Annotated in this window: 24 protein-coding genes; 8 read left to right on the forward strand and 16 right to left on the reverse strand. The window is 48.7% G+C overall.

What is annotated here, in order from left to right; genetic code table 11:
* Positions 1–48 precede the first annotated feature (48 nt).
* Positions 49–732, reverse strand: a complete 684-nt coding sequence (locus BZG76_RS00335; RefSeq protein ID WP_077459758.1) for a DNA-3-methyladenine glycosylase I — start codon at positions 730–732, stop codon at positions 49–51.
* Positions 733–815: 83 nt separating this feature from the next.
* On the opposite strand from BZG76_RS00335, the gene BZG76_RS00340 reads away from it, so the two are divergent.
* From BZG76_RS00340 to pheA, 4 genes are all read left to right on the forward strand, one after another.
* Positions 816–1,130, forward strand: coding sequence for a YebG family protein (locus tag BZG76_RS00340; RefSeq protein WP_021022047.1), 315 nt, complete (start codon positions 816–818; stop codon positions 1,128–1,130).
* 248 nt (positions 1,131–1,378) lie between these two features.
* A complete protein-coding gene (gene dapD, locus BZG76_RS00345; protein ID WP_077459759.1) occupies positions 1,379–2,410 on the forward strand; it encodes a 2,3,4,5-tetrahydropyridine-2,6-dicarboxylate N-succinyltransferase in 1,032 nt (343 codons plus the stop codon).
* Positions 2,411–2,805: 395 nt separating this feature from the next.
* On the forward strand, positions 2,806–3,156 hold the full coding sequence (gene hpf / locus BZG76_RS00350; RefSeq protein WP_021022049.1) for a ribosome hibernation-promoting factor, HPF/YfiA family: 351 nt from the start codon (positions 2,806–2,808) through the stop codon (positions 3,154–3,156).
* Between the two features lie 259 nt (positions 3,157–3,415).
* Positions 3,416–4,600, forward strand: coding sequence for a prephenate dehydratase (gene pheA, locus BZG76_RS00355; RefSeq protein WP_077459760.1), 1,185 nt, complete (start codon positions 3,416–3,418; stop codon positions 4,598–4,600).
* Between the two features lie 45 nt (positions 4,601–4,645).
* Here the strand turns inward: pheA and BZG76_RS00360 are convergent, their stop codons facing one another.
* From BZG76_RS00360 to BZG76_RS00375, 3 genes are all read right to left on the reverse strand, one after another.
* Positions 4,646–4,972, reverse strand: coding sequence for a hypothetical protein (locus BZG76_RS00360; RefSeq protein ID WP_021022051.1), 327 nt, complete (start codon positions 4,970–4,972; stop codon positions 4,646–4,648).
* Between the two features lie 616 nt (positions 4,973–5,588).
* Positions 5,589–6,722: a bifunctional chorismate mutase/prephenate dehydrogenase gene (gene tyrA / locus BZG76_RS00370; protein WP_077459761.1), complete on the reverse strand. Its 1,134-nt coding sequence runs from the start codon at positions 6,720–6,722 to the stop codon at positions 5,589–5,591.
* A 3-nt stretch (positions 6,723–6,725) separates the two neighbouring features.
* Positions 6,726–7,802: a 3-deoxy-7-phosphoheptulonate synthase gene (locus tag BZG76_RS00375; protein WP_021022054.1), complete on the reverse strand. Its 1,077-nt coding sequence runs from the start codon at positions 7,800–7,802 to the stop codon at positions 6,726–6,728.
* A gap of 178 nt (positions 7,803–7,980) precedes the next feature.
* Here BZG76_RS00375 and BZG76_RS00380 point away from each other — a divergent pair, with 178 nt between their 5' ends.
* Both BZG76_RS00380 and btsR read left to right on the forward strand, forming a co-directional pair.
* Entirely contained in the window at positions 7,981–9,678 is a 1,698-nt protein-coding gene (locus BZG76_RS00380; RefSeq protein ID WP_077459762.1) for a sensor histidine kinase, read from the forward strand.
* Complete coding sequence (gene btsR / locus BZG76_RS00385) at positions 9,675–10,388, forward strand: two-component system response regulator BtsR (protein WP_077459763.1); 714 nt, start codon at positions 9,675–9,677, stop codon at positions 10,386–10,388. The genes BZG76_RS00380 and btsR overlap by 4 nt, the downstream gene beginning before the upstream one ends.
* A gap of 21 nt (positions 10,389–10,409) precedes the next feature.
* Here the strand turns inward: btsR and BZG76_RS00390 are convergent, their stop codons facing one another.
* The 7 genes from BZG76_RS00390 to ffh form a co-directional block, all read right to left on the reverse strand.
* Positions 10,410–10,799 carry a DUF2799 domain-containing protein gene (locus BZG76_RS00390; protein WP_021022057.1) on the reverse strand — a complete coding sequence of 130 codons (390 nt, stop codon included), beginning with the start codon at positions 10,797–10,799 and terminating at the stop codon, positions 10,410–10,412.
* 127 nt (positions 10,800–10,926) lie between these two features.
* Entirely contained in the window at positions 10,927–12,357 is a 1,431-nt protein-coding gene (locus BZG76_RS00395; protein WP_077459764.1) for a carbon starvation CstA family protein, read from the reverse strand.
* Positions 12,358–12,601: 244 nt separating this feature from the next.
* Entirely contained in the window at positions 12,602–12,955 is a 354-nt protein-coding gene (gene rplS, locus BZG76_RS00400; RefSeq protein WP_021022059.1) for a 50S ribosomal protein L19, read from the reverse strand.
* 28 nt (positions 12,956–12,983) lie between these two features.
* On the reverse strand, positions 12,984–13,739 hold the full coding sequence (gene trmD, locus BZG76_RS00405) for a tRNA (guanosine(37)-N1)-methyltransferase TrmD (protein ID WP_077459765.1): 756 nt from the start codon (positions 13,737–13,739) through the stop codon (positions 12,984–12,986).
* A 25-nt stretch (positions 13,740–13,764) separates the two neighbouring features.
* The gene (gene rimM, locus BZG76_RS00410; protein ID WP_021022061.1) at positions 13,765–14,292 is read right to left on the reverse strand and encodes a ribosome maturation factor RimM; all 528 of its coding nucleotides are present in this window, start codon (positions 14,290–14,292) and stop codon (positions 13,765–13,767) included.
* Positions 14,293–14,320: 28 nt separating this feature from the next.
* Positions 14,321–14,569, reverse strand: coding sequence for a 30S ribosomal protein S16 (rpsP, locus tag BZG76_RS00415; RefSeq protein ID WP_021022062.1), 249 nt, complete (start codon positions 14,567–14,569; stop codon positions 14,321–14,323).
* A 206-nt stretch (positions 14,570–14,775) separates the two neighbouring features.
* On the reverse strand, positions 14,776–16,158 hold the full coding sequence (gene ffh / locus BZG76_RS00420) for a signal recognition particle protein (protein WP_077459766.1): 1,383 nt from the start codon (positions 16,156–16,158) through the stop codon (positions 14,776–14,778).
* A 181-nt stretch (positions 16,159–16,339) separates the two neighbouring features.
* Here ffh and BZG76_RS00425 point away from each other — a divergent pair, with 181 nt between their 5' ends.
* Together BZG76_RS00425 and BZG76_RS00430 are read left to right on the forward strand one after the other, a co-directional pair.
* Positions 16,340–17,140, forward strand: a complete 801-nt coding sequence (locus BZG76_RS00425; protein ID WP_021022064.1) for a cytochrome C assembly family protein — start codon at positions 16,340–16,342, stop codon at positions 17,138–17,140.
* A gap of 68 nt (positions 17,141–17,208) precedes the next feature.
* On the forward strand, positions 17,209–18,495 hold the full coding sequence (locus BZG76_RS00430) for an HlyC/CorC family transporter (RefSeq protein ID WP_077459767.1): 1,287 nt from the start codon (positions 17,209–17,211) through the stop codon (positions 18,493–18,495).
* A gap of 31 nt (positions 18,496–18,526) precedes the next feature.
* Here BZG76_RS00430 and BZG76_RS00435 read toward each other — a convergent pair whose 3' ends face one another.
* From BZG76_RS00435 to gshA, 5 genes are all read right to left on the reverse strand, one after another.
* Entirely contained in the window at positions 18,527–21,160 is a 2,634-nt protein-coding gene (locus BZG76_RS00435; protein ID WP_077459768.1) for a LuxQ periplasmic sensor domain-containing protein, read from the reverse strand.
* 3 nt (positions 21,161–21,163) lie between these two features.
* On the reverse strand, positions 21,164–22,243 hold the full coding sequence (locus tag BZG76_RS00440; protein WP_077459769.1) for a substrate-binding domain-containing protein: 1,080 nt from the start codon (positions 22,241–22,243) through the stop codon (positions 21,164–21,166).
* A 281-nt stretch (positions 22,244–22,524) separates the two neighbouring features.
* Positions 22,525–23,043, reverse strand: coding sequence for an S-ribosylhomocysteine lyase (luxS, locus tag BZG76_RS00445; RefSeq protein ID WP_077459770.1), 519 nt, complete (start codon positions 23,041–23,043; stop codon positions 22,525–22,527).
* A 28-nt stretch (positions 23,044–23,071) separates the two neighbouring features.
* Positions 23,072–23,689 (reverse strand): transglycosylase SLT domain-containing protein, encoded by a 618-nt coding sequence (locus BZG76_RS00450; protein ID WP_051109660.1) that lies wholly within the window; start codon positions 23,687–23,689, stop codon positions 23,072–23,074.
* Positions 23,690–23,703: 14 nt separating this feature from the next.
* Positions 23,704–25,281, reverse strand: coding sequence for a glutamate--cysteine ligase (gene gshA / locus BZG76_RS00455; RefSeq protein WP_077459771.1), 1,578 nt, complete (start codon positions 25,279–25,281; stop codon positions 23,704–23,706).
* Positions 25,282–25,364 lie beyond the last annotated feature (83 nt).

Raw genomic sequence — 25,364 nt, forward strand, 5'->3', positions numbered from 1 at the left:
TGCACACGACTTGCTAACCGTGTGATAGCACAGCAAATCGCTGAGCGATTAAACGCGATTATCACCCACACTGAAGGCAATCAGCTGGCTGATATGGTTCAGTGAACGGCCCGACTCTTGCTGCCACTGATTAAATGCCTGTTGCGCGGCTTGCATCGCCCGCTTGGTCTCTCGGCCGCTATCAACGATTTTAGTCGCGCGCAGGTAGTGCTCGATATCGCGGGTGAACAAGAAGGTGTCCTTGCCCATTCGGCGCAAGGTATAAGCACCCGTATTACCGCCTAAACGCTTACCGTGTTTTTTTAAATACTGCCATAAACCAACAATATCTTCGCTGGGCCAATCGGCGACAAACTGGCTAAAACTGCCATGCGATTGCTGCACGCGGTGGATCATTTCCGCATTGTGTGGAATGGTCATCACCTTGGTTAAGTGGCGAATGATCGCGGGGTTCGTCGCTTTCTCTTCCCACATTTCTGGCGGCATCAACAACATTTTGTCGATATCAAATCCCCAAAAAACCTCTTCGAATCCCGGCCACTTTTTGCGTACCACCTGCCAGCTAATGCCCGATTGAAATACCTTCTGGCTAAACGCTGCTAACCAGCGATCATCCGGTATTTCACACAGTGCCTGATGTTCAAGCGGTGCCACCAGCATGCGCTCTAATTCTCGTTGACCACCTTTGCGATCGGCGGCACGTTGATAAATGGTGCTAAATTTTTCTCTCATGTCACAATCACGGCAGGGTCGGTAGACAATGGCCCTTATCCTACTGTATAAAAAGACAGTAAATCAACGAAGAGAGGGTAATTATGGCCGTTATCGTCAAGTACGTGGTCGAACGCGAGGGAGAAGAAAAGATGACATTTACCTCCAAAGCCGAAGCCGATGCCTACGATAAAATGTTGGATATGGCAGATGCGATGTTCGACTTGATTGGAGAAAGCGAACTAGTAGACGACGAAGAAAAGCGTGAAGCCTTGTCGCTATACCTTGCTCAACACAAAGACTCGGTCCTCGAGGCGCTGGGCGCCAAACGTAAAGCCGTCAAGAAAAAACCGGCGAAAGCGAGTGACAGTAAAATGGATGAAAGTAGCGACGACAGCAAAGACGCTGACGCTGCCTAGCACTCCCATTGCTGATCCTGTTGGCATCCGCGAAAGAGCAAGCCCACTTGGCTTGCTTTTTTTATGCGCTGAACCTGTATTTCACTCGCAAGGTATCACCCACGCTATGCATCAACACGAATCAGTGCCCCGACCTGTGTGGGATTTTACCTTGGCGTTCAGTTGAGTACTTCCAACCGCTGGCGGTTGTCTTTAAGATGAAGCGTTCGATGTTTTAAGCCCAAATTTCTATAAGGAGATCTCCCCCAATGGCAAGCTTTGCTCTGGCACTCGGTACCGCGACCCAAAACCAGGACGGAAAAATCATTGAAGCCTTTTTCCCGGCTCCGCTTCTTAACCCGAGCGATGATCTTGTCCGTGCATTAAGCGCGCTGACAGATTACGACGCGGGTAATCAGGTAGTAGCGATTGCACCAGAAACCTGCCGTGCTATCAGTGAAGCCTTCGCGGCGGCTGGCGCTAAAGAGGCCGCTCATTTCGCCAACATGGCACAACAAACTACCCAACCGCTGGTGCTGGTGATCCTCGAAAATGACAGCAAGCCTGCATCGGTTGCAGAAGGCTTTTTGAAGCTTCAACTGATCTCACACCGCTTAGTGAAACCACATGGTGTGGTGCTAGAAGGGCTCTTTGGCCTACTACACAACATTGCTTGGACCAATCAAGGCCCGATTGACTTGCCTGAGCTATCTGAGCGCCAAATGGAAGCACGTCTGAAAGGCGAAACACTGACCGTTGAATGCGTCGACAAGTTTCCGAAAATGACCGATTACGTGGTACCTGCCGGTGTGCGTATTGCCGATACCGCCCGCGTTCGCTTGGGCGCCCATGTCGGTGAAGGTACCACGGTAATGCACGAAGGCTTTATCAACTTCAATGCGGGCACCGAAGGCAAAAGCATGATTGAAGGCCGTATCTCTGCGGGTGTAATGGTCGGTCAAGGCAGCGATATTGGCGGCGGTGCATCGATTATGGGTACCCTCAGTGGCGGCGGCCAAATTGTCGTATCGATTGGCGAGAATTCACTATTAGGTGCCAACGCGGGTCTTGGTTTCCCATTGGGCGATCGTTGTACCATCGAATCGGGTCTGTATGTGACCGCGGGCACTAAGGTAACCATGCTAGATGCTGATGGAAAAGCAGTAGAAAGTATCAAAGCGCGTGATTTGGCGGGCAAAGCGGATCTACTGTTCCGCCGTAACTCAAAAACAGGAGCGGTTGAGTGTCTGACCAACAAAAGTGCGGTCGAGCTCAACCACGAGCTACACGCCAATAACTGATCCGGCGATGTCAGTGTGACTACGTCAAAGGCGGCTTTCAAAGCCGCCTTTTTATGCGATTTTTCTCAACGCGCCATCAATGAAGCAGATTCAACACAGTGACCCACATGTATTTGTGGCACACTTTTGACCGCTAATAAAAATCAGGATGGAGGATGGGCGCGAGCGGGCCCTGATTGGCAAGTAATCAGCATTCGTGGCCCTTCCCAACTTAGCATTTTCATCTGTGAGTTCAAGGCTTTTTGCCTCTTTTCCGTGTCAGGATTCGCGAATGCTCACAGATCCTCCTATCGAAAAACTCCCCCCCCTTTAAACATGAGCCAAGTCACGTTATCAATGGCGTAAAGCGGTAATCTAAAGATGAACCTAATACAGGGGAACAAAGAGGAACGAGTATGAGAGTGGAAATTGCAGGCAAAAACATCGAAATCACTCCCGCCATCCGTGAGCGCATCGAAAGCCGCTTTGATAAGTTGGCCAAGTGGCAGGTGGCACTCATCAATCCTCACGCTGTGATCAGTAAAGAGCCAAACCACCAGTTTAAAGTCGAAGCCAAAGCTGGGTTGCCGGGCTCAACGCTGGTTGCCTCAGCAGAAAGCGATGACATGTACAAAGCAATTAATGATGTGGGCCAAAAGCTCGAGAAGCAACTGAATAAGGTCCAACACAAAGGCGAAGCACGTCGCAATGATAAATCTGCTGCGACGGTTGCGATGGAAGAAAATCCAACCGACGAGGAAATCTAACCCTCAGCGCAACACCTAAATCGCTAAACATGTTAGCCCCGTCTTCGCGGGGCTTTTTGATCCTTGACACGCCAGCCTGCGCCCAATATGGTTAATCCATACGCAAACATAACAACACAACGCCCAATGCTGATTGACGCTCGTTTTTTTCGCTTCTTTTTTATCTCGCCAACGCGGGAGGAAGCGTGCTAAGCCCAATCAGCCTGGCGCACTAACCTCCCAACCGGGAGGTTTTTTTGTATTAGAACAAGGATAATTTATGTCAGACACACCACGCCCACTGGATGAGATACGCACGCGAATAAGCCAGCTTGATCAAGAGCTGCTGACACTATTGGCCGAGCGCCGTCGCTTAAGCCTAGACGTCGCCAAAAACAAAGTCGCGGTGCAAAAACCGATTCGCGATCAAGCCCGTGAGCAAGCCTTATTAGAAAAGCTGGTGACCAAAGCGCAAGATCGCCAGTTAGATGCTCACTATGTGCTGAGCCTGTTTCACACCATTATCGAAGACTCGGTGCTGATTCAGCAACGCTATTTACAAAACCTCGCTAATCCCGACAATCAGCGTCCGGTGGCACGAGTTTCTTTCCTGGGCAACCAAGGCTCATACTCCTACCTCGCCGCGCGCCAGTACTTTAGCCGCAAGCAAACCGAACTGGTGGAGATGGCCTGTGACAGCTTTAAAAAGGTGGTAGAAACGGTAGAAACCGGCCATGCCGACTATGGTATCTTACCGGTAGAAAACACCAGCTCTGGCTCAATCAACGAAGTGTACGATCAGCTGCAGCACACACGTTTATCGATTGTCGGTGAGCTTACGCTGCCTATCGACCACTGCCTGCTGACTGTCGGCGACCAAGACCCAAACCAAATTGATACCTTGTATGCCCACCCACAACCGCACCAGCAATGCAGCGAATACATTGATACTTTGGGTAAAGTGAAGAAGATTTATTGCTCCAGCACCGCTGAAGCCATGCAACAAGTGGCGGATTTAGACCAGCCTAATGTGGCCGCGATTGGCCATGCTGCCAGTGGTGAGTTTTACGGTTTAACCGCGATTAAGAGCGAGATTGCCAACCAACAGCAAAATCACACTCGATTTATTGTCGTGGCTCGTAAGCCGGTTAAAGTATCATCACTGACCCCTGCCAAGACCACCTTTATTATGTCGACGTCACAACAAGCGGGTTCCTTGGTGGAGTGTTTAATGGTATTGCGCGAGCGTGGCATCAATATGACCAAGCTTGAATCTCGGCCCGTGCTCGGTAACCCGTGGGAAGAGATGTTTTACGTCGATGTTGAGGCCAATATGGCTAGCAACCTGATGCAAAGTGCGCTGGACGAACTCACTACTCTTACCCGTTATCTAAAGGTGCTCGGCTGCTACCCGTCAGAGACCATTTCTCCCACCGAGGTATCGCTGCCGGACAGCAACGAATAATCATAAGTTACCGATAAAAAAAGCCTACGATGTGGGCTTTAATTATTAATACCAATGTCCATATGGAATATCTCTGGCGTCCTTAGGCAGTTTTCTTAACGTGTATTCATCCTTCAAGTATAATTTTTCAAAATTATTTCTTCTAGCTCCAGCAGGAGGCATATCTCTAAGTATTTTAACAATTGATTGTATTTCCTTAGACTCAAATCGACACCCGCGCGATAAAGCATCATGTAGTATAGGAATTAAAGCATTATATTTTTCATTTGCATCTTTTTTGTCTTCTAGTAGTCCATACATCATTTCCAAAGGTGTAGCCAAAGGAGATGCTTTAGATATAGAGCCTAAAAGTGACTTAGAATTCATACTCATTTTATAATGACCTTTGCTATCGCAGCATTAATACCAACCTCGATTAAAAAAAGAGAATAATGACTAGAACTAAAGCTCTGATCCCAATATCTTAAAATGGGGTATAAATAGTCAGCAATAGTTATTGCAACATATGATAAAGCGATAATTCTACACTCTAAATCGCTAAAAATGACTATATTTCGATACTTTGAATATAATGCGATAATGACAAAAAACATCACAACAGGTGATATGAAATTAATAGCGTGCTCAACATAGTCTCCAACTGTAGACATTGAAAATAACAAAGAAGAGCTGAACACTATATAGATGAAACCCACTAACGGAAAATATCTATTCTGCATAAAATTCTTATTTAAATTAGTATTTAGGTAAAGGAACAATAAAAAAACCGAAAAACACTACCAATATATAAATACAAAATCGATTGAAAAATCACTCCTCACTGAAGATATGATGTTTTTTAGGATCAAGATCTCACTCTAGTGACCTCATTATTTTTATTCCATTGCTATCTATGACAGATAAGGTATTTCTACGCTATCAAAAAACCAGCCAAGCGGCTGGTTTCGGTATAGATTTATCATCGATTGTCGGAGCGGTTTATATAAGCCTAGGTCGCGGTGCGGTGAGTCGCATCGTTGGCTTGTCGCAACAGGCCTTGGCTTTCTTGTAAAAAACGTGGGGCATAGTCGCCAAACCAGTTTTCAACTTGGGCAAACGCATCGACAAAGGTGGCTTTGTCGTGCTGTTCAAGCAAATCAATCGCTTCCCCAAAACGCTGGTAAAAACGCTTGATCATCGCCAAGTTTTGCGGTGAGGACATAATAATATCCGCATACAGCCCCGCATCTTGAGCGAACAAGCGCCCCACCATGGCAAGCTCTAAGCGATAAATCGGTGAGCTCAACGCTGTCAGCTGGTCTAAGTTGGGGTTTTCTTCTGCCAAATGGACCCCGTAAACAAACGACGTGAAGTGACGCAGCGCTTGGATCAGCGTCATGCCTTCATCATGCTCAATGGCACTGATCCGGTTTAACCCGGCGCCCCAAATGCGAAACTGCTCTAGCAGCCATTGGTACGCCTCAGGGTGTCGGCCATCGCAATACACCATCACCTGCTTGGCAAGGCTGGCGACATCTGGGCCAAACATGGGGTGCAGGCCAACCACTGGACCGGAGTGCACGGATAACATCGCTTGTAGCGGACCGGATTTCACCGAGGTGAGATCCACCAATAAGCAATCGTCTGGCAGCTGGGTCAGTTTACTAATGACCGTTTCCGTGACGTCAATCGGCACCGAGACCACCACCATCCCCGCATCGGCCAGCAGGGCATCGGCATGCTCCCAATCCTCTTTATCCAGCACCGCAACCTGATAACCCGACAAACGGAACAAGCGAGCAAATAAGCCACCCAGCTGGCCTTTACCCCCAATCACCACCACCTGACGTAAATCTGGGTTTAGACACTTAAAGCCAGAGTCATTTTCACTGCTGTAAGACTCACGCATGGTGCGACGCAGCACATCTTCAATTAAATCCGGTGGCACCCCTTGCGACTGTGCTTCTTGACGACGCGAAGCGAGCATCGCCGCCTCACGGTCCGGTGCATAAATGGGCAAGCCATGCTGGCTTTTCACCTCCCCCACTTCTGCTACCAGCTCTAAACGGCGCGCGAGCAAGCTCACCATTTGTTTATCGACATCGTCTATTTGATCGCGCAGTCGGCTGAGTTCCGCCACCATGGTTTAGTCCTGTTGAGTACGTTGTTGAAGAGAGGTTGCCAGCTCTTGGTGAGCATGACGTAACAATTGTTCGGTAGACGCCCAATCAATGCAAGCGTCCGTGATCGACACACCGTACTCCATCTCATCTTTAGACAAATCCGCCGATTGGTTACCCGCGTTAAGATGGCTTTCGATCATCAGACCAATGACAGAGCGGTTACCTTGTTTGATTTGATGGATCACATCTTCTGCCACCAATGGCTGGCGGCGGTAATCTTTACGTGAATTCGCGTGGCTACAATCCACCATCAGGGACGGGTTGAGTCCCGCAGCTTCCATTTGCTGCTCGCATTCGGCGACGGAGACTGAATCGTAGTTGGTTTGCTTACCACCACGTAAGATCACATGCCCATTAGGGTTACCTTGCGTTGTAAGCAGTGCCACTTGGCCCGCTTGGTTGATCCCCATAAACCGGTGCCCAGACGCGGCGGCTTTCATCGCATTAGTGGCGGTGGCCAGATTGCCATCAGTACCGTTTTTAAAGCCGATTGGCATCGACAAACCACTGGCCATTTCACGGTGGGTTTGTGATTCGGTGGTACGTGCGCCAATCGCCGCCCAGCTAAACAGATCACCAATGTATTGCGGGCTGATTGGGTCCAACGCTTCAGTGGCCAACGGGATCCCCATTTGTGCTAAATCCGTGAGCAGACCACGCGCTTGCTTTAAGCCAGATTCGACATCAAAGCTGCCATCCAGATGCGGATCGTTGATTAACCCTTTCCAGCCAGTAGTGGTCCGCGGTTTTTCAAAGTACACCCGCATGACAATAAACAGGTGATCGCTGAGTTCATCCGACAAGGCTTTCAGACGACGCGCGTAGTCTTTCGCCGCTTCAACATCATGAATAGAGCAAGGACCACACACCACCAACAAGCGATGATCGCGTTTATGAATAATATCCGCCACTGTCTCGCGTGCCTCACTGATAGCAGCCCGGGTACTTTTTTCAATAGGGAACTGCGCGCGAAGCTGCTCTGGCGTCAAGAGCACCTGCTCATCACGGATATGAATATTGGTCACCGAATCTTGCTGCATAGCCTTGCCTTTAATGTTCATCATGTTTTACACAAACAATACCAGCCTATATTTTAAAAGCAATACAAACTGTACTTATTTATTTACTCTGTAATTAATAATTTACACTAGAGATTACAATAGAGTCTTACAACGGCAACCGTTACTATAGCGCATTGGTTTTTTTGTGTGGGTCGTTATGGCACTAATTCTCTCACTTCTTCAGCAAATGAGCGTCTATCTGGTTATCGCCTATTTGCTCAGTAAAACACCGGCATTTATGCCACTGCTGAGTATTTCGGGGCGACTGTCGCATAAAGTTGTTTGTTATTTTCTTTTCTCTGGCTTTTGCATTCTCGGTACCTATTTTGGCTTGGGGATTCAAGATGCAATTGCCAACACCCGTGCGATCGGCGCAGTCATGGGCGGATTACTAGGCGGTCCATTTGTGGGCTTTTTGGTCGGGCTAACCGGCGGTTTACATCGCTACAGTTTAGGCGGCTTTACTGACTTAGCTTGCGCAATATCGACCACGGCAGAGGGCTTGATTGGTGGCGTAATGCACCGCTATTTGGTGTCGCGCAATCAAACCAGCCGTTTATTCTCTCCCACGGTCGTGTTAGGGGTAACCTTCGTTGCCGAGTTAGTGCAGATGGCGATTATCCTCGCGGTCGCTGAGCCCTTTAGCCGCGCGTATGAGCTGGTTAGCGCGATTGCCGCCCCCATGGTGATTGCTAACTCTATTGGCGCGGCGATGTTTATGAGCATAATTGTCGACCGGAAAACCCTGTTCGAGCGCTATTCAGCGGCATTTTCCAGCAAAGCACTCAAAATTGCTGAACGATCGGTCGGCCTTTTAAGCAGCGGGTTTAATCAACAAAGCAGTGAACAAGTCGCTGCCATTATTCAGCAAGAAACCGGCGTTGGGGCGGTGGCGATTACCGATAGAGAAAAGATCCTTGCGTTTACCGGTATTGGCGATGACCACCATCTCCCCGGTACGCCAATTGCCTCTGATTACACCCGTCGCGCGATTGCCGATGATCAGCTGATCTATATTGATGGTGCGGATATCCCCTATTGCTGCTCACTTTCTCCTTATTGCAAGTTGGGATCAGTACTGGTGATCCCACTACGCGGAGGCGATGGCTATGTACTGGGGACGGTGAAGCTTTATGAGCCAAAACGTAAGCTCTTTTCGGCCATTAATGTCACCATGGGCGAAGGGATCGCCCGATTGCTCTCGAACCAGATTTTAACCGGCCGTTATCAGCGTCAACAAAGTTTGCTCACCCAGGCCGAATTAAACCTATTACGCGCCCAAGTCAATCCGCACTTTTTGTTCAATGCCTTAAATACGATTAGTGCGGTGGTCAAACGCGAGCCAGAGCGGGCACGCCAATTGATCCAACATCTATCGACCTTCTTTCGCAGTAACCTTAAGCAAAACCGCGAGACCGTCTCGCTTGAGCAAGAGCTGAATCACCTCGATGCCTATTTAGAGCTCGAACATGCCCGTTTTGCCGATCGCATGAGTGTGGAGAAGCAGATTGATCCCGCTATCTTGCACGCGGTGATCCCAAGCTTTACCTTACAGCCTTTGGTCGAGAATGCGGTGAAACATGGGATCAGCCAATTGATGGCAGACGGCAAAATTATTATTCGTGGCTGGCAAGAAGGCGAATGCCTGTATTTACAAGTGGAAGACAATGCCGGGCTTTACCAACCCGCAGCACAACACTCAGGACTCGGCATGCGTATTGTTGATAAGCGTGTACGAGGGTTGTTTGGCGGCCAATATGCGCTAAAAATGACCTGCCAGCCTGATATATGGACACGGGCAACCGTCACTTTGCCCTTCACATATCAAACGCCCAATAAGGAGAGAGAGGCATGATTAAGGCATTGATTGTTGATGATGAGCTGTACGCCCGCGAGGCGTTGGAAGACGAGTTGCTAGCGGTAGGCGGTGTTGACATCATAGGGCAATGCAACAATGCCATTGACGCACTGAAAGCCATCAATCAAACCCGTCCAGACGTGGTGTTTTTAGATATTCAAATGCCGCGAGTGACGGGATTAGAGCTGTTAGCCATGCTCGATCCCGATACCATGCCCAAGGTGGTATTTGTCACCGCCTATGATGAATATGCGGTACAAGCATTTGAAGAAAATGCGTTCGACTACCTGTTAAAGCCCGTCGAAACCGTGCGATTAAAAAAATCCTTGGAAAAACTCACTCGTGAGCTACGCCAGAAAAACGACTACCGAGCAATGACACCAACGTTGGATTTGCTTCCCTGTGCGGGACACAGTCGGATTACATTGATCCCACATCAAGAGGTCGAAGTTGCGCGTACCGCCTTAAGTGGCGTCGCACTGCTCACCGCAAAAGGCGAGTCTACCACGCACCTATCACTCAAGGTCTTGGAGGACAAAACCCCCTTAATACGCTGTCATCGCCAATACTTGATTCACCCCGCCGCTATCCGCGAAATCCGCTTACTCGACAATGGCCTTGCTGAGGTGATTACCTCCTCAGCGCATGTTGTGCCGGTGAGCCGACGTTACTTAAAAGCGTTAAAAAATCAATTGGGGCTTAACTAACCCAGACTTATACGCCAGTGCTCAATAAAATAGGCTATTAGATTGGCTTTGAGAATCGTGATGACCACGCTGCCATTCCATTCTAAAACGCTGAGATCCTGGCCGACTTTCACATACGCCCATATACGGATTTCCGTCTAGCCCAAGCTGATAGGCATGAGCAGGATCGCAGTAATCATCAATACCATGGATGTAGCCTTGCTCGTAGTCGAGATAATTTGCATTCATCGGCCCAGTTGCTTTATTTGCCAGGGTTTGTAAATCTTTCACGGATCGCTGTGGCAAACCACGCTGACCATCTTGCTCCCCCAAGCCATACCAATTTTGATCGTCAACCAAGCCTTGGGTGGTAGAAGCAGCGCACCCGGCCAAAAGTAAAACGGCGAATAATAAAAAAAACGTCTGTTTCATACCCTGTCCTACCCTCATAAAAAAGCCTCAGTAAATACTGAGGCTTAGATCTTAGCGTATTTGACTGAATATTGCTTGAAGACCAGTCATATAGCTGAGCGCAGACCCATCAGCTATAACGCCTTACCTATAACTGCTTTTCATTGGCGATTAACTGCGAATTGGGTTTATAACCGATAAAGAACCCAATCGTGGCGACAACGGTTGCCCCGACACCAATCATGGTAGCGATATTCATTGGTAAGCTAAAACCGATTTCGGCATTGGCCAAATAAGTGACAGTTACCGCAGTCATAAACATCGCAGGAATGGTGCATACCCAGTGCAGCTTATCACGCTTAATAAGATAGGCTGCCGCGGCCCACAACATGATCATCGCGGTAGTTTGGTTAGCCCAGCCGAAGTAACGCCAAATCACGCCAAACTCCGCTTTGGTGATCAAAAAGCCGACCACAAACATGGGGATCGCAATCATCAGGCGCTTCACCATCGGTTTTTGCTGAATATTCAGAAAGTCGGCGATAATCAGACGCGCAGAACGGAAAGCAGTGTCGCCAGAAGTGATCGGCAACACAATCACCCCTAATACCGCCATAATGCCGCCGACCGTGCCAAGTAGCGAGGTGGAAACCTCATGCACCACCGCAGCCGGGCCACCGTTAGCGAGCGTTTGATTAAGCGCGTCACTCGATTCATAGAAGCTTAAGCCCAGACTACACCAGATAAGCGCAATCACACCTTCACCAATCATGGCGCCATAAAAGATAAACCGGCCTGACTTTTCATTCTGCATACAACGCGCCATTAATGGCGATTGGGTGGCGTGGAAGCCTGATACCGCACCACAAGCGATGGTGATAAACAGTAATGGCCATAGTGGCAGATCGGTCGGATGGAAGTTGGTGGCAAAATCGAGCCCTTGGCTGTAGAAGCTGTGATCGCTCACGGCCAAGCCGATAATCAAGCCCACCGACATAAAGACAAGCAAAGCGCCAAATATAGGATAAAAACGGCCAATAATTTTGTCTATCGGCACCACGGTGGCCAATACATAGTAGGCAAAGATAACGCCCACCCACAGCGCCACGCTCATTTCTGACAGGCTACCTAACAACTTGGCTGGACCGAGCACAAACACCACGCCCACCAGCATCAAGAGTAACACCGCAAAGAAGTTCATAAAATGTTTAGCTAAGTTACCGAAATGCTCGCCCACGACAGAAGGGACAGATGCGCCATTGGCACGCACACTGAGCATGCCAGAGAAATAATCATGCACGGCGCCGGCAAAAATGCAGCCAAACACAATCCATAGCATGGCAACAGGGCCATATAACGCACCGAGTATTGGGCCAAAAATCGGACCGAGGCCAGCAATATTAAGCAGTTGAATCAGATATACTTTCTTATCTGACAGTGGCACAAAGTCCACACCATCGTTCATGCTCATGGCCGGGGTCGCTTTTTGCGGTTTTGGCCCAAAAATTTTGGTAATGAAAGTGCCGTAGGTAAAGTAGCCGACAATCAAGGTCACTACGCAAAGTAAAAACCAGGACATAATTGCTCTCCGTGTCGTTAGCAGCGCTGCTGCCAATCTTTTAGTAGGGGACAGATGCCATTTTGCCGATTGCGTTGTCGAATACACGCGCTTTAACGGCGAGTGGTCGCCGGTGCAGATAAACGGTTGTAAACAGGATTAAGTGGTGAGGGCGGTGAAGGGTGTGGTGTGAATGAGCCGATTGGCCATTAAAAAAGCCCGTCCTACAGGACGGGCTTTTGAGCAATAAACGCCATAGGGGCGATTACTTCTTGTTAAGACGCTCTTTGATTCGAGCTGACTTACCAGAACGCTCACGCAGGTAGTACAGTTTGGCACGACGTACTGCACCGCGACGTTTAACAGTAATGCTGTCGATAACTGGCGAATGGGCTTGGAAAGTACGCTCTACACCTTCACCGCTAGACATTTTACGTACGGTAAATGCAGAGTGTAGACCACGATTGCGCTTAGCGATAACCACACCTTCATATGGCTGCAGACGCTCACGGTTACCTTCTTTTACTTTAAGCTGTACCAGGACAGTGTCACCTGCTTGAAACTCAGGCAGGTCTTTTTTCATTTGCTCGTCTTCGAGCTGCTTGATGATGTTACTCATTATTTATAACCCTAGAATAAACTGAAACTCAATTTGATTCGGCACTTGCACGATGTTCTTTGATGAACTCGGCAAGTAGTGATTCCTGTTCGTCAGTCAGAGCTAGGTTTTCCAGGAGCTCTGGTCGTCGTAACCAAGTGCGACCTAGCGATTGTTTTAATCGCCAGCGACGAATGTCCTTATGATTACCGGATTTTAGCACCTCTGGTACCACCAACCCATCTAACACTTCAGGACGCGTGTAGTGTGGGCAGTCTAACAACCCATTGGCAAAGGAATCTTCCTCTGCTGACGCCATATCGCCTAGCACACCCGGTACAAACCGAGCAACAGCATCGACTAACGTCATCGCGGGCAGCTCGCCCCCACTAAGCACAAAATCTCCCACTGACCATTCTTCGTCAACGTGAGTTTGAATAATGCGCTCGTCTACCCCTTCGTACCGGCCACAAATCAAAATAAGTTTATCATTGCTCGCCAGCGACTCGACCCCCGCTTGATCGAGCTTGCGCCCTTGCGGAGAGAGGTAAACCACTTTCGCTTTATCGCCTGCGGCTTGTTTAGCGGCATGAATCACATCGCGCAAAGGCTCTACCATCATTAACATGCCCGGGCCACCGCCGTAAGGTCGGTCATCGACCGTACGGTGTTTGTCGTGGGTGAAATCACGCGGATTCCACGTTTCGACGTTTAACAGCCCTTTTTTTACCGCTTGGCCCGTGACTCCAAAATCAGTGACCGCTCGGAACATTTCTGGAAACAGGCTGATAATGCCAACCCACATATTTCCGCTCGCTTACTGTTGGAGTTTAAAAACCAGGATCCCAGTCAACTTCGATCCGTTGAGCAGTGCGATCAATCGACTTGATGACCTGCTCTTCAAGGAACGGAATTAAGCGTTCCTTTTTACCAAAAGCATCTTTCAGGTTGGCTTTAACGACAAGCACGTCGTTCGAGCCTGTTTCAAGCATGTCAGTCACAGTGCCGAGGTGATAGCCTTTTGCATTCACCACGTCCATACCAAACAGCTCACGCCAATAAAACTCTTGATCTGATAAAGCAGGAAGCGCTTGTGCACTGACTGCAATCTCAGCGTTGGTCAGCATCTGCGCGTCTTCGCGCTGATCCAGCCCCGTAAGTTTGGCGACATACCCTTTATTGTGGCGTTTCCAGTCTTCGACCTCGAAACGTTGCCACTGCCCGCGCACCTGGATAAACCAGGGTGAGTAGGCAAAAATGCTTTCAGCATCTTCAGTGTAAGAAAAAATCTTGAGCCAGCCTCGTATGCCGTACGACGAGCCTAGCTTGCCAACGACAATCGTCTCTTGCTCACTCATTTCTTCTTTTAACCCTGACACTGATCAATTACGCCGCTTGCGCTGCGTCTTTGACTAGCTTAGCAACACGGTCAGAAACCGTTGCGCCTTCGCTAACCCAGTGGTTTACGCGATCCAGGTCAAGGCGTAGTTTCTCTTCCTGGCCTTGAGCAACAGGGTTGAAGAAACCAATTTTTTCGATGAAGCGACCGTCGCGCGCCTGGCGGCTGTCAGCTACAACGATTTGATAAAATGGGCGTTTTTTCGCGCCATGACGTGCCAAACGAATGGTTACCATATCGTCCTCATTTGCATTACTTAATAAAATTGGCCCCGTTTCGCGTAAGCAATGCGGGGCCTCGTGCCAAAATAAAGCTCGGGAATTTTACTCTTTATTGCTGTGAATGCAACTGGTTTAGTCAAATTTCCACCAGCTGTCCCCAGCCTCACAGCGAGTTATCAAGCCTGCTAGCACTGGGCTGACAAGCAAAATATCGAATCGGATTAACCCATGAATCCGCCAGGGCCGCCGGGGCCACCACCGGGTGGCATCATGCCCTTCATTTGGCGCATCATATTGCGCATGCCACCTTTTTGCATTTTCTTCATCATCTTCTGCATTTGGGTGAACTGCTTAAGCAAGCGGTTGACGTCTTGCACCTGGGTGCCTGAACCGGCGGCAATCCGCTTTTTGCGTGACCCTTTGATGATTTCTGGACGCTGGCGCTCACGCGGTGTCATCGAGTTAATGATCGCTTCCATCTGCAAGAACATTTTATCATCAACGTTATCTTTCACGTTATCAGGCACATTGGACATGCCAGGCAGCTTATCCATCATGCCCATCATGCCACCCATGCCCTTCATCTGCTCAAGCTGATCACGAAAATCGGCCAAGTCGAAGCCTTTCTTCTGCTTGAACTTCTTGGCCATTTTCTCTGCTTTGTCTTGATCGACATTACGCTCGAGATCTTCGATAAGCGACAGCATGTCGCCCATCCCCAAGATACGGGATGCCACCCGGTCAGGATGGAAAGGCTCAAGTGCGTCTGTTTTTTCACCCACACCCAAGAACTTAATCGGTTTACCGGTGATATGACGTACCGACAGTGCGGCACCACCTCGGGCGTCACCATCAACCTTGGTCAGAACCACACCCGTCAATGCCAATGCATCGTTAAAGGCTTTGGCGGTGTTCGCCGCATCTTGGCCTGTCATGGCGTCTACTACGAACAGGGTTTCAACGGGGTTGATCGCGCGGTGAACGTCTTTGATTTCGCCCATCATGGCGTCATCGACATGCAAACGACCCGCCGTATCGACGATCACTACGTCATAAAATTTTAGCTTGCCGTGCTCAACCGCGGATTGAGCAATATCGACTGGATTTTGGTCAGTGCTGGACGGGAAAAAATCAACCCCCACTTCGCTAGCCAAGGTCTCCAACTGTTTGATCGCCGCCGGGCGATACACATCGGCAGACACCACTAACACTTTTTTCTTTTCTTGCTCGGTAAGCATCTTACCCAGCTTACCCACACTGGTGGTTTTACCCGCCCCTTGCAAGCCCGCCATCAAAATCACTGCGGGCGGCTGCGCCGCAAGATCCAATTTTTCATTGGCGTCGCCCATCACCGCTTCAAGCTCAGCTTGAACAATCTTGATAAACTCTTGCCCTGGGGTCAGGCTTTTAGAGACTTCAATGCCAACGGCACGTTCTTTGACGCGTTTAACAAAATCACGAACCACAGGGAGCGCGACATCGGCTTCCAGTAGCGCCATACGCACTTCGCGCAGGGTTTCTTTGATATTGTCTTCCGTTAATCGCCCACGGCCGCTCACATTTTTGAGCGTCCGGGATAAACGTTCTGATAAGTTTTCAAACATGCGTTACTCGCCCACTCGTCCTATTGGCCCATGATTTTTCATCTGGGTGCAATCGCTGTCGCGAAATTACTGAGATTATACCGCAATCCCCCCATCACTTGCATGTATCGATAGCGACAGAGATTGAGGCAAGGTATACTCACACCTTCATTCTTATTGATTAACTGACTGATCGGTGACGATGGAAATTCTGACAGCCTTGTTGGCATCACTGCTTTATCTGGCCGCCATTTTGCAGATCATCCCCGGCTTGTCCAGCAACAATCAAATTAGTGCGAAGCCGGTCTTTTTCACCGCACTGGCTGCGCTGGCGTTACATGCTTATCTGCTCAAAGATCTGATTTTATCAGGAAGCGGGCAGAATCTTAGCATGCTTAACGTCGCCTCTTTGGTGAGTTTTATCATTGCGATGATGACGACCGGGCTAATTTTCCGATTGCGGCTATGGTTCTTGCTGCCGGTGGTTTATGCCTTTGCAGGACTAAACCTTGCGAGCGCGACCCTGCTGCCCGGTGCCTTTATTACGCATCTTGAATCACACCCAGAGGTGCTATTACACATTTCTCTGGCTCTGTTTTCATACTCAACATTGATGATTGCTACCCTGTACGCATTGCAATTGGCTTGGCTGGATTATCAACTCAAACACAAAAAGCGCCAGGTGATTAATCATAATGTTCCTCCTTTAATGATGGTGGAGCGTCAGCTTTTCAACATCATTTTAGTCGGACAAGTATTATTAACACTCACTCTAATCTCTGGTTTTGTCTTTGTCGATGACATGTTCGCGCAAGGAAAAGCGCACAAAGCCTTCCTCTCGATGGCCGCTTGGGGAGTCTATGGTGTACTCCTTTGGGGGCATTATCAGTCCGGCTGGCGTGGACGTCGGGTGGTCTGGTTTAGTATCGTGGGCGCGTTTCTCCTTACTCTGGCCTACTTTGGTAGCCGGTTTGTTCGTGAGATATTGATTGCAGGCTATTGATTACGCGCATTTAGCGTAAACCCTCGAGCACACGCTCTGATTTTAAAACAAACGTAAGGAACAGTTCGTTGGACGACATATCRACGGGAATATTAATTTCCCTTTTGGTATTGCTTATCGTCATTTCCGGTTATTTTTCCGGGTCTGAGACAGGCATGATGGCACTTAATCGGTACCGGTTGCGCCACCTCTCTAAATCAGGCCACAGTGGCGCTAAGCGGGTCGAAAAACTGCTTGCTCGGCCAGACCGATTGATTGGGCTTATTCTGATCGGTAATAACCTGGTAAATATTCTTGCCTCTTCAATCGCGACCGTCCTAGGGTTACGTTTGTATGGCGACGCAGGGATTGCGATCGCAACCGGTGTGTTAACGATGGTGATCCTGGTGTTTGCCGAAGTCACGCCCAAAACGCTGGCTGCTCTTTATCCAGAGCGCGTATCGTTTATTAGCAGCCATTTGCTCACCATCCTAATGAAGGTGTTTTATCCGCTTGTTAGCCTGGTGAACTTTATCACCAATGGTTTTTTGCGCTTGTTAGGAATAGGCGCTAAAGCCGACGGCAAGGATAATCTAAGCACCGAAGAGCTGCGGACCATTGTCAACGAAGCCGGTAGCTTGATCCCTCGTCGTCACCAGCATATGTTGCTATCAATCCTAGAGCTTGAGGAGGTGACCGTGGATGACATCATGGTGCCACGCAATGAGATCACTGGGATTAATATCAATGATGACTGGAAGTCCATCATGCGCCAATTCACGCATGCCCCGCATGGAAGAATGGTGTTATATCGCGATACCATCGACGAGGTGGTTGGGATGCTGCGCGTCCGCAAAGCCTATCGCCTGATGGTTGAGAAAAACGAATTTAATAAAGAGACGCTGCTTCGCGCCGCCGATGAAGTCTATTTTATTCCGGAAGGCACGCCACTGAACGTACAAATGCTTAAATTTCAGCGTAATAAGCAACGTATCGGCTTAGTGGTAGACGAATACGGCGACATGATTGGCCTGGTGACGTTAGAAGACATTCTCGAAGAGATCGTGGGTGAGTTTACCACCTCTTTATCACCGAGCTTGGCCGAAGAGATTACGTCATTGACCGATGGTGGCTATTTGATTGAAGGTAGCGCCAATATTCGCGATTTGAATAAGAGTCTTAACTGGACCTTACCCACTGACGGCCCCCGTACCCTCAATGGTTTAATTCTCGAGCACTTGGAGGATATCCCTAAAAGCCGCTTGAGCATTGAAATTGATGGTCACCATATTGAAATTGTCGATGTTGCCGACAATATGATCAAGCAAGTCAAAGTCCTCCCTACAGACCAACCCGACGCCAATATTAGTGTTTAGGCCATGCAGCGCACAACGTTAACTCTCACACTCATGAGTCAGCGTGTGCGCCATGTTTTAAGTGGCGGAGTTTTAAGTGGCGGAGCGCCTCGATAAAGCTGGCTTCTTTAATCGGTTTGACGATGATGTAATCCGCGCCTGCTTGGTAAAAAGCGTCATGCACGCTGCCATACGCATCGGCCGTGCAAGCGTAGATGGGGACACTTAACCCGAGCGTTTGCCGTATGGCCTGCGTTGCTTCCACGCCACCAAGATTGGGCATATGGTTATCCATCAACACCAAGTCATACTGCACTTGCTGAAGGCGCGCTAATGCTTGTTCTCCATCTTTCACCCACTCCACCTCAATATGATATTTATGGCAAAATGCTTGGGCGACCATAGCATTAATCTTATTATCCTCAACCAATAAGACGCGCTTGATGCCGAGCGACACAGGATCGAAAGGCACGTTTTCTGGCGCCTTGGCCGGTTTATTGTCCACCAAGGTGAGCGGCACCTCGACCACAAAGCGGCTGCCTTTATCTGGCTCACTGGTCACATCAATGTCACCTTCCAGTAAGTCTAATAGACTTTTAACAATCGACAGGCCCAGGCCGCTACCACCATAAGTCCGCGTCACACTGGAATCCGCTTGTACAAAGGGATCGAACAAAGACTCAAGCGCCTGCTGGTTCATTCCTATCCCGGTATCACTCACTACGAGACGCAATGTATATTGACGCAATGTATATTGACGCAATGTAGATTGATCTGACGAATTTTCATTCTCGTCTGTTTTTTCTACTTCACGTTGCGCTAGGGTGACCGTCAGCCCAACCTGCCCTGCATGAGTAAATTTTATCGCATTACTCATTAGGTTGAATAAGATTTGTGTGAGGCGGGACTGATCCGAGCGCACCATGGTATCAGCCGCAATCGGTGCATCGATATTCAATAAGATAGACTTGCTTTCACAAAGCGGTGTGTAAATATTCTCCACCGTGCGAATGATATCTTGGAGATAAAACTCCCCATACTCGATGGTCATTTTACCTTGTTCAATCTTAGACAAATCGAGGATATCATTGAGTACTGTGAGTAAGTGCTCACCACTTTGGTATAAACTACCAAGTAGGTCTTTTTGTGCCTTATCCTCGGCTCTATCATTTAATATTTGCGTGATCCCCAAAATGCCGTTAAGCGGCGTGCGTATTTCATGGCTCATCTTGGCTAAGAACTCTGATTTAGCGCGCGCGGAGGCTTCCGCTGCTTCTTTGGCTCGCTGGCTTTGTTGCTCGGCTTCGATAAGAGATGTAATTTCTTGACCTTGGCCGATCACCGCTTTGACTTGGTTATCAACCATTAAAGGTGCAAGATTCCATCGGTAAACGCGACGGTCAATCTCAATATTGACCCCTTTGAGGATGGTCCCATTAACCGCGCGCTTTAGATGAGGAGAGATGGCATACATAAACTGATCATACAACCAGCTTGAGGCATGGATTTGTTCGTCATAGTTCAGCTTTAACTTGGCTGCTGGATTGATACGGGTGATAGCAAAGTCCGTGTCCCAAACAATAATCGGTGATAGCGCGTAATCAAATAAATCTTGTAGGGAGCGCTCTTTCTCGTGCAGCGCATGAAAAGTCGACTCTAGAGTTTTGCCGATGTGATTAAACTCTTCAATATCGGATCCGGCAAACGGCAAGGTACGTTGACGTGATCGCGCCCCTTGGCTATATCGCATTAGCCTATCGAGCGAATCCGCAACCCGGGTTTTCACAAAACGATTGACCCAAAAAGCAGCGATAATAATAATTAGGGTAGTGAGTAATAAGTTGATGCCCATTTGCCGCTGTAATGTGACAACATTGTCATTACGTTGCGCCGATAACAATGAAATTTTGGTCGACTCACCGCCGATGCGAAGCTTGGATTGGCTCACTAAATAGTGCCGAAACGCTTGACTGCTCTCCTCGCTCGGCAACGTTAACGCCTTGCCTATGTCATCGTTACCACTAAGAGTAGATGCTAAGGTTGCATTGTCTGCCGATAGCCATACCGCCTGAGTGTCACTGGCACGCTGCAAACTTTTCACAAACGAAAAGTTGCCATTCAGCATCACGACCACATACAAATATCCGCCGAGTTTACCGTTTGATTGAAAAACGATCGGCGTTTTCCGCATCAGTAAATAACCTTGCTCTGTATCCGTGGTGACAGTGGTTAAGGTCCAACGATTAATACTTCGTAATTGCAAACGCAGCTGATCCAACCCCTCATTATCAATACCGTGAAACAAGCTACTGCCATCATGCCATAACACACGGTCGTCTTTAGCGATAAAACGAAAGTCAGGGGTATTTGCAACATCTTGTTGCTCTTGTTCGATAAAATAGTCATCAAGTGCGTCACTGTCTTCACTGGCGACCAGTGACTGAAGTGTCATACTTGCAGCATTGGTATTTTGGTGAATTTGCAGTGCCGTTAAGCGACTATCAAAGACGTTTTGCAATAGACGAGAAGTTTGTGCCAAAGTACGGCTAATCTCTTGATTAATCCCCGCTAAGGTCAACTGGTAACTTTGTATGTAAACGCCCGCGGTCACACATAAGAAGAAGACCACAATCAAGCGAGTCAGTAATTGCGAGAGTGATAATTTAGGTGAACCAAAGGTGGGCATGATCTAATCCGAGTATCTAAATGCATGTTGCTTAAGTTTTTCTATTCGATCCGGATCATCATATTGAGTGACGACGTTAAACCGACCTGAGTACACAACGGGCACAGCTTTTTGTTGTAGGTCGCGTTTGATGGCTTCAGCCATCGCCACCCCGGTATCATCGTTCATACGCATCACGGTTGCGTCTAGTTGTCCTGACATGACAGCATCCAATTCAGCGGACCCGCCTCCCCAGCCGTTAACACCAACTTCCTCTCTTCCCAACTCTTCAAGCGCTTTGATTGCCCCAAACGCCACATCTGTCGCGCAAGCATAAATAAAGTCGAGTTGCGGATTATTGTTTAACATGGCTTTGGCTGCCTGATAACCAGAATGTTGGTCACCTTTGGTGTAATAAGCCGAGACCAATTGACTATCACCATGGCGACTCATGGTTTCAATAAAAGTGTCCCCACGTGCATCACTCACATAACCTTGAGAAAAAAACAACACCGAGTAATTCGCCCCTTTCGGATAACGCGTTTGATAATAATCAGCCAGTAGCTGACTGCCGCGCTGATGGTCAAACCCCACGTAGAGAAAAGGCTGATTACCTTGCCACGCTTTTACCGGTGTGGTGATATTTTGCAATATGAGCTTGGTTTTTTTCTGTGATAGCACATGATTAATAAACTTACGGTGACGAACACTGTTTAAGGTAAACACAAGATAGTCGGCACCGTCACGCAGCGCCGCATACAAAGACGCACTTTGTTCTCGTATGTCGTTGTTCGGTCGTGTTGTGACTTCTTTTAACTGATAAGGAATATTAAGCGCTTGTAAGCGACGTTCGAACGCTCGCACATTACGCTGCCAATAATCAGAGATTTGTTGACCCGGCACGACCACTGAAATTTTTATCGGTGCCAACGCACGTTGCATTGGCGCCGGATCGGCTTGCACTTGTTTATCGAGTGTTGCCGTCAGCGCTTTTTGCTCAGGATACCGTGCAAGAAACTCGTCATATGACCAATAGCCATTTAACGACGCTTGCGCACTCGGCACCGTCACCAACAACATGATACCTAGCAGGTAATGATACATACTGATGGGGCGAATATGATGTCTTGTGCGTAAACTCACTTTGGGTTTCACAGCCTTTTTTGATGGTCGATTTCAGTTGTCAGCTTAGCGAAACCCAGGCGAATACGCAGCGACAAAATGCAGAAGCGTGCTTGAACAGGCAAAAAAGCTGCAACGACGCCTACACTTCTCTTGGGTTTATCTAGCTATTGAGACAAAAATAATGAAAAGAACACTCAAATCGGGAGGGGGGGCGGTAACACAGAAGGCAATGTTACCGCAGAGGGATGACTGGTCGCGTTTTAATCGACGCGCAACGTTTGCAACATCGATTCGGGCAGCGATAGATCATCATTTTTGTTGACGGTCACACCTGCATCTATAATTGCACGAGCAATATCTTTGGCTTCATTCAACGAATGCATCTCATAAGTACCACATTGATATTCGTTAAGCTCCGGAATTTTATCTTGCGAAGGAACAATAAGGACATCTTCCATCGCAAGCTCCCATGCTTTAGCAACCTCCGACTCTTGGGGCTCGCCAATCAAGCWCATATAAAAACCGGTGCGGCAGCCCATCGGCGAGATATCGATGATCTCCACCTTGTCACTATTCAGATGATTGCGCATAAAGCCAGCGAAAAGGTGCTCCAAGGTATGGATCCCTTTTTCGGTTAAGTGCTGTTCATTGGGACGACAAAAACGCAAATCAAACACAGTGATGGTGTCACCGCTGGGCGTTTGCATGGTTTTTGCGACCCGTACCGCCGGTGCATTCATGCGGGTATGGTCAACCGTGAAGCTATCTAGTAGTGGCATCTTTCCTCCTTCATTCATCACTGCGGCCTTAAAATGGCCACCAGCTCAGATTGTCTTCTAGTCGTTGCCGGCACCCTTTTAGCTGCCAACCGTAGTCCTTTGCTTGTTGTTCGACTTTACGCGCCACCCGTTTGAGCCCAGGTTTTCGCTCAAATGAGCCACGTTGAAATCCGCCTCTTCCTTCATGGTAAGCTAAATATTGCCGGTAAACATCCCATTGCGACACCCCAAGCTGACGATGCGTTTCTGCTGTGTACCAGCCTATGAACTGTAACGCATCGGCAAAGTCGGTGCGAGAGCCGCCATTGTCTGTGGCTTTTTGATAGTCTGACCACGCGGGATCTTGTGCTTGCGCATAACCATATGCGCTGCTCACTCGCCCCCAGGGTAAAATGCCTAATACATAGTCACGTGGAGGCAAAGCATCGTGAACGAACGCGCTTTCTTGCTTCACAAATGCCATCGCGACCTGAATAGGCGTCCCCCAGCTGTCTTCCATCTCGACGGCCGCCTCAAACCAGTCAGGATTTTGCTCGAAAATCGCACAGACATTGCTGGGGTTATCCGGTGGCGGCGTCGCGCACCCGGGTAACAATATCATGGCGGTGATTATCCCTAATCGGTTGAGAATACGCGTCCTGCTCATCGCCATTATTCCAGTTACCAGCTTTCTGCCATCGGCACATCTTTGAAATAAGCGTTTAGAAACTGCTCAAAGCTTTGTGTGTCACTGGCTTCTACCGCTTTTTGACGTGCCATACTGTCTTCGGCTTCTCGGAGAAAGTCGACATCACTGTGAACCTGATACGGCACATCAGCCAATGCCTTCTTGTGCTCACTCGCCAAGCTTAGGCCAACACCACCAATTCCGGCTTGTGCAATCACGTCTGCCAGCACACGCCCTGATAAGGTTAGTTCGGGGTTATCAAAACACGCAATCATTTTGTCGCATACGCGCTCATAGCGGCTATCACCAACGGTCTGGTCCATCACTTTGGCTAATTGTTTCAGCTCTGCCATCACCTGACGTCCCCACTCGGCCTGAGTTAAGGTACCGCCATTGCATCCTGTGGTTAAGGTTAAGCCGGGTTTTCGCCCTTCAAGTACAATTTTATTCCAGTTATCCCGCCAGCAATTCAGTTCCGGATCGGACATGGGGTCGGAGGGCGATAACGCACACCAAGACACAAATAAATCGAGAAAATGCACTTGATCTTCTTCAATGCCAATAGGGCTGTAAGGATTCACATCTAGTGAGCGGACTTCTATGTACTCTACTCCGCCGCGGCTTAGTGCTTCGGTCGGCTTTTCGCCGCTTTCCGCATTACGCTTTGGTCGAATCGGAGCATAAAGCTCATTCTCAATTTGCAGCATATTGGTATTGAGTTGTCGATAGGTTTCACCGTCACGAATCCCCAACTGTGCAAATTGCTGCGAAGGGGTACGAATAGCGCGACGTAATCCTTCTAAATATTGCTCTAATGTATTAAAGCCTATTTTCAAATCGGCTTGGGCGTTGTTGGTATAGCCTAAATCACTCAAACGCAGGGACGTTGCATACGGCAAGTAACAGGTTCCCGATGGCATATGCTCAAACGCCAGCGGACTGTCAGTATGTTTGATAAAGGATCCACACAAAGCCGGTGATGCACCAAACAGGTAAGGGATCATCCAACCATGGCGGTAGTAATTACGGATCAAATCAAAATAGCCTTGTGTCACCGCAGCTTGGCTAACAGTCTCTGAGTGATACAGGTGCTGCCAAAACGCCTCAGGGAGTGAGATATTAAAATGCACGCCCGAGATCACTTGCATCACACTGCCATAGCGGTGTTTGAGTCCCTGCCGATAAAGCGTTTTCATCCGACCAATATTCGAGCTGCCATATTGCGCCAAAGTAATATCGTCTTCCGATGCGACCACACAAGGCATTGACATCGGCCAGAGCTGCTCGTCACCCATTTGCTTGTAAGTAAAACGGTGAATGTCTTGCAGCTCATCGAGCATTCCGTTGACCGATGTATTGACGGGCGTAATAAATTCCAACAAAGACTCCGCAAAATCCGTCGTGATCCAACGGTGTGTCAGCGCGGATCCAAGTGTCTCTGGATGCGCCGTCTGCGCTAAATGGCCTGCTGGCGTAATGCGTAATGCCTCGCGCTCCAATCCGCGGCCAATCCCCTTCAATGCATATGGGTTTTGCGCTAACCGCGCTAACCGTTGGGTAAAGTCAGTCAAAATGTATCTCTTATTTTTTTAAGCTGCGTGGCGGTCAATATAAACAAGCTATTGCTCAAAAGCCATCACGCAGCGGGGTAAGT

It is taken from the genome of Salinivibrio sp. AR647 (assembly GCF_001995415.1).
Lineage (GTDB): Bacteria > Pseudomonadota > Gammaproteobacteria > Enterobacterales > Vibrionaceae > Salinivibrio > Salinivibrio costicola.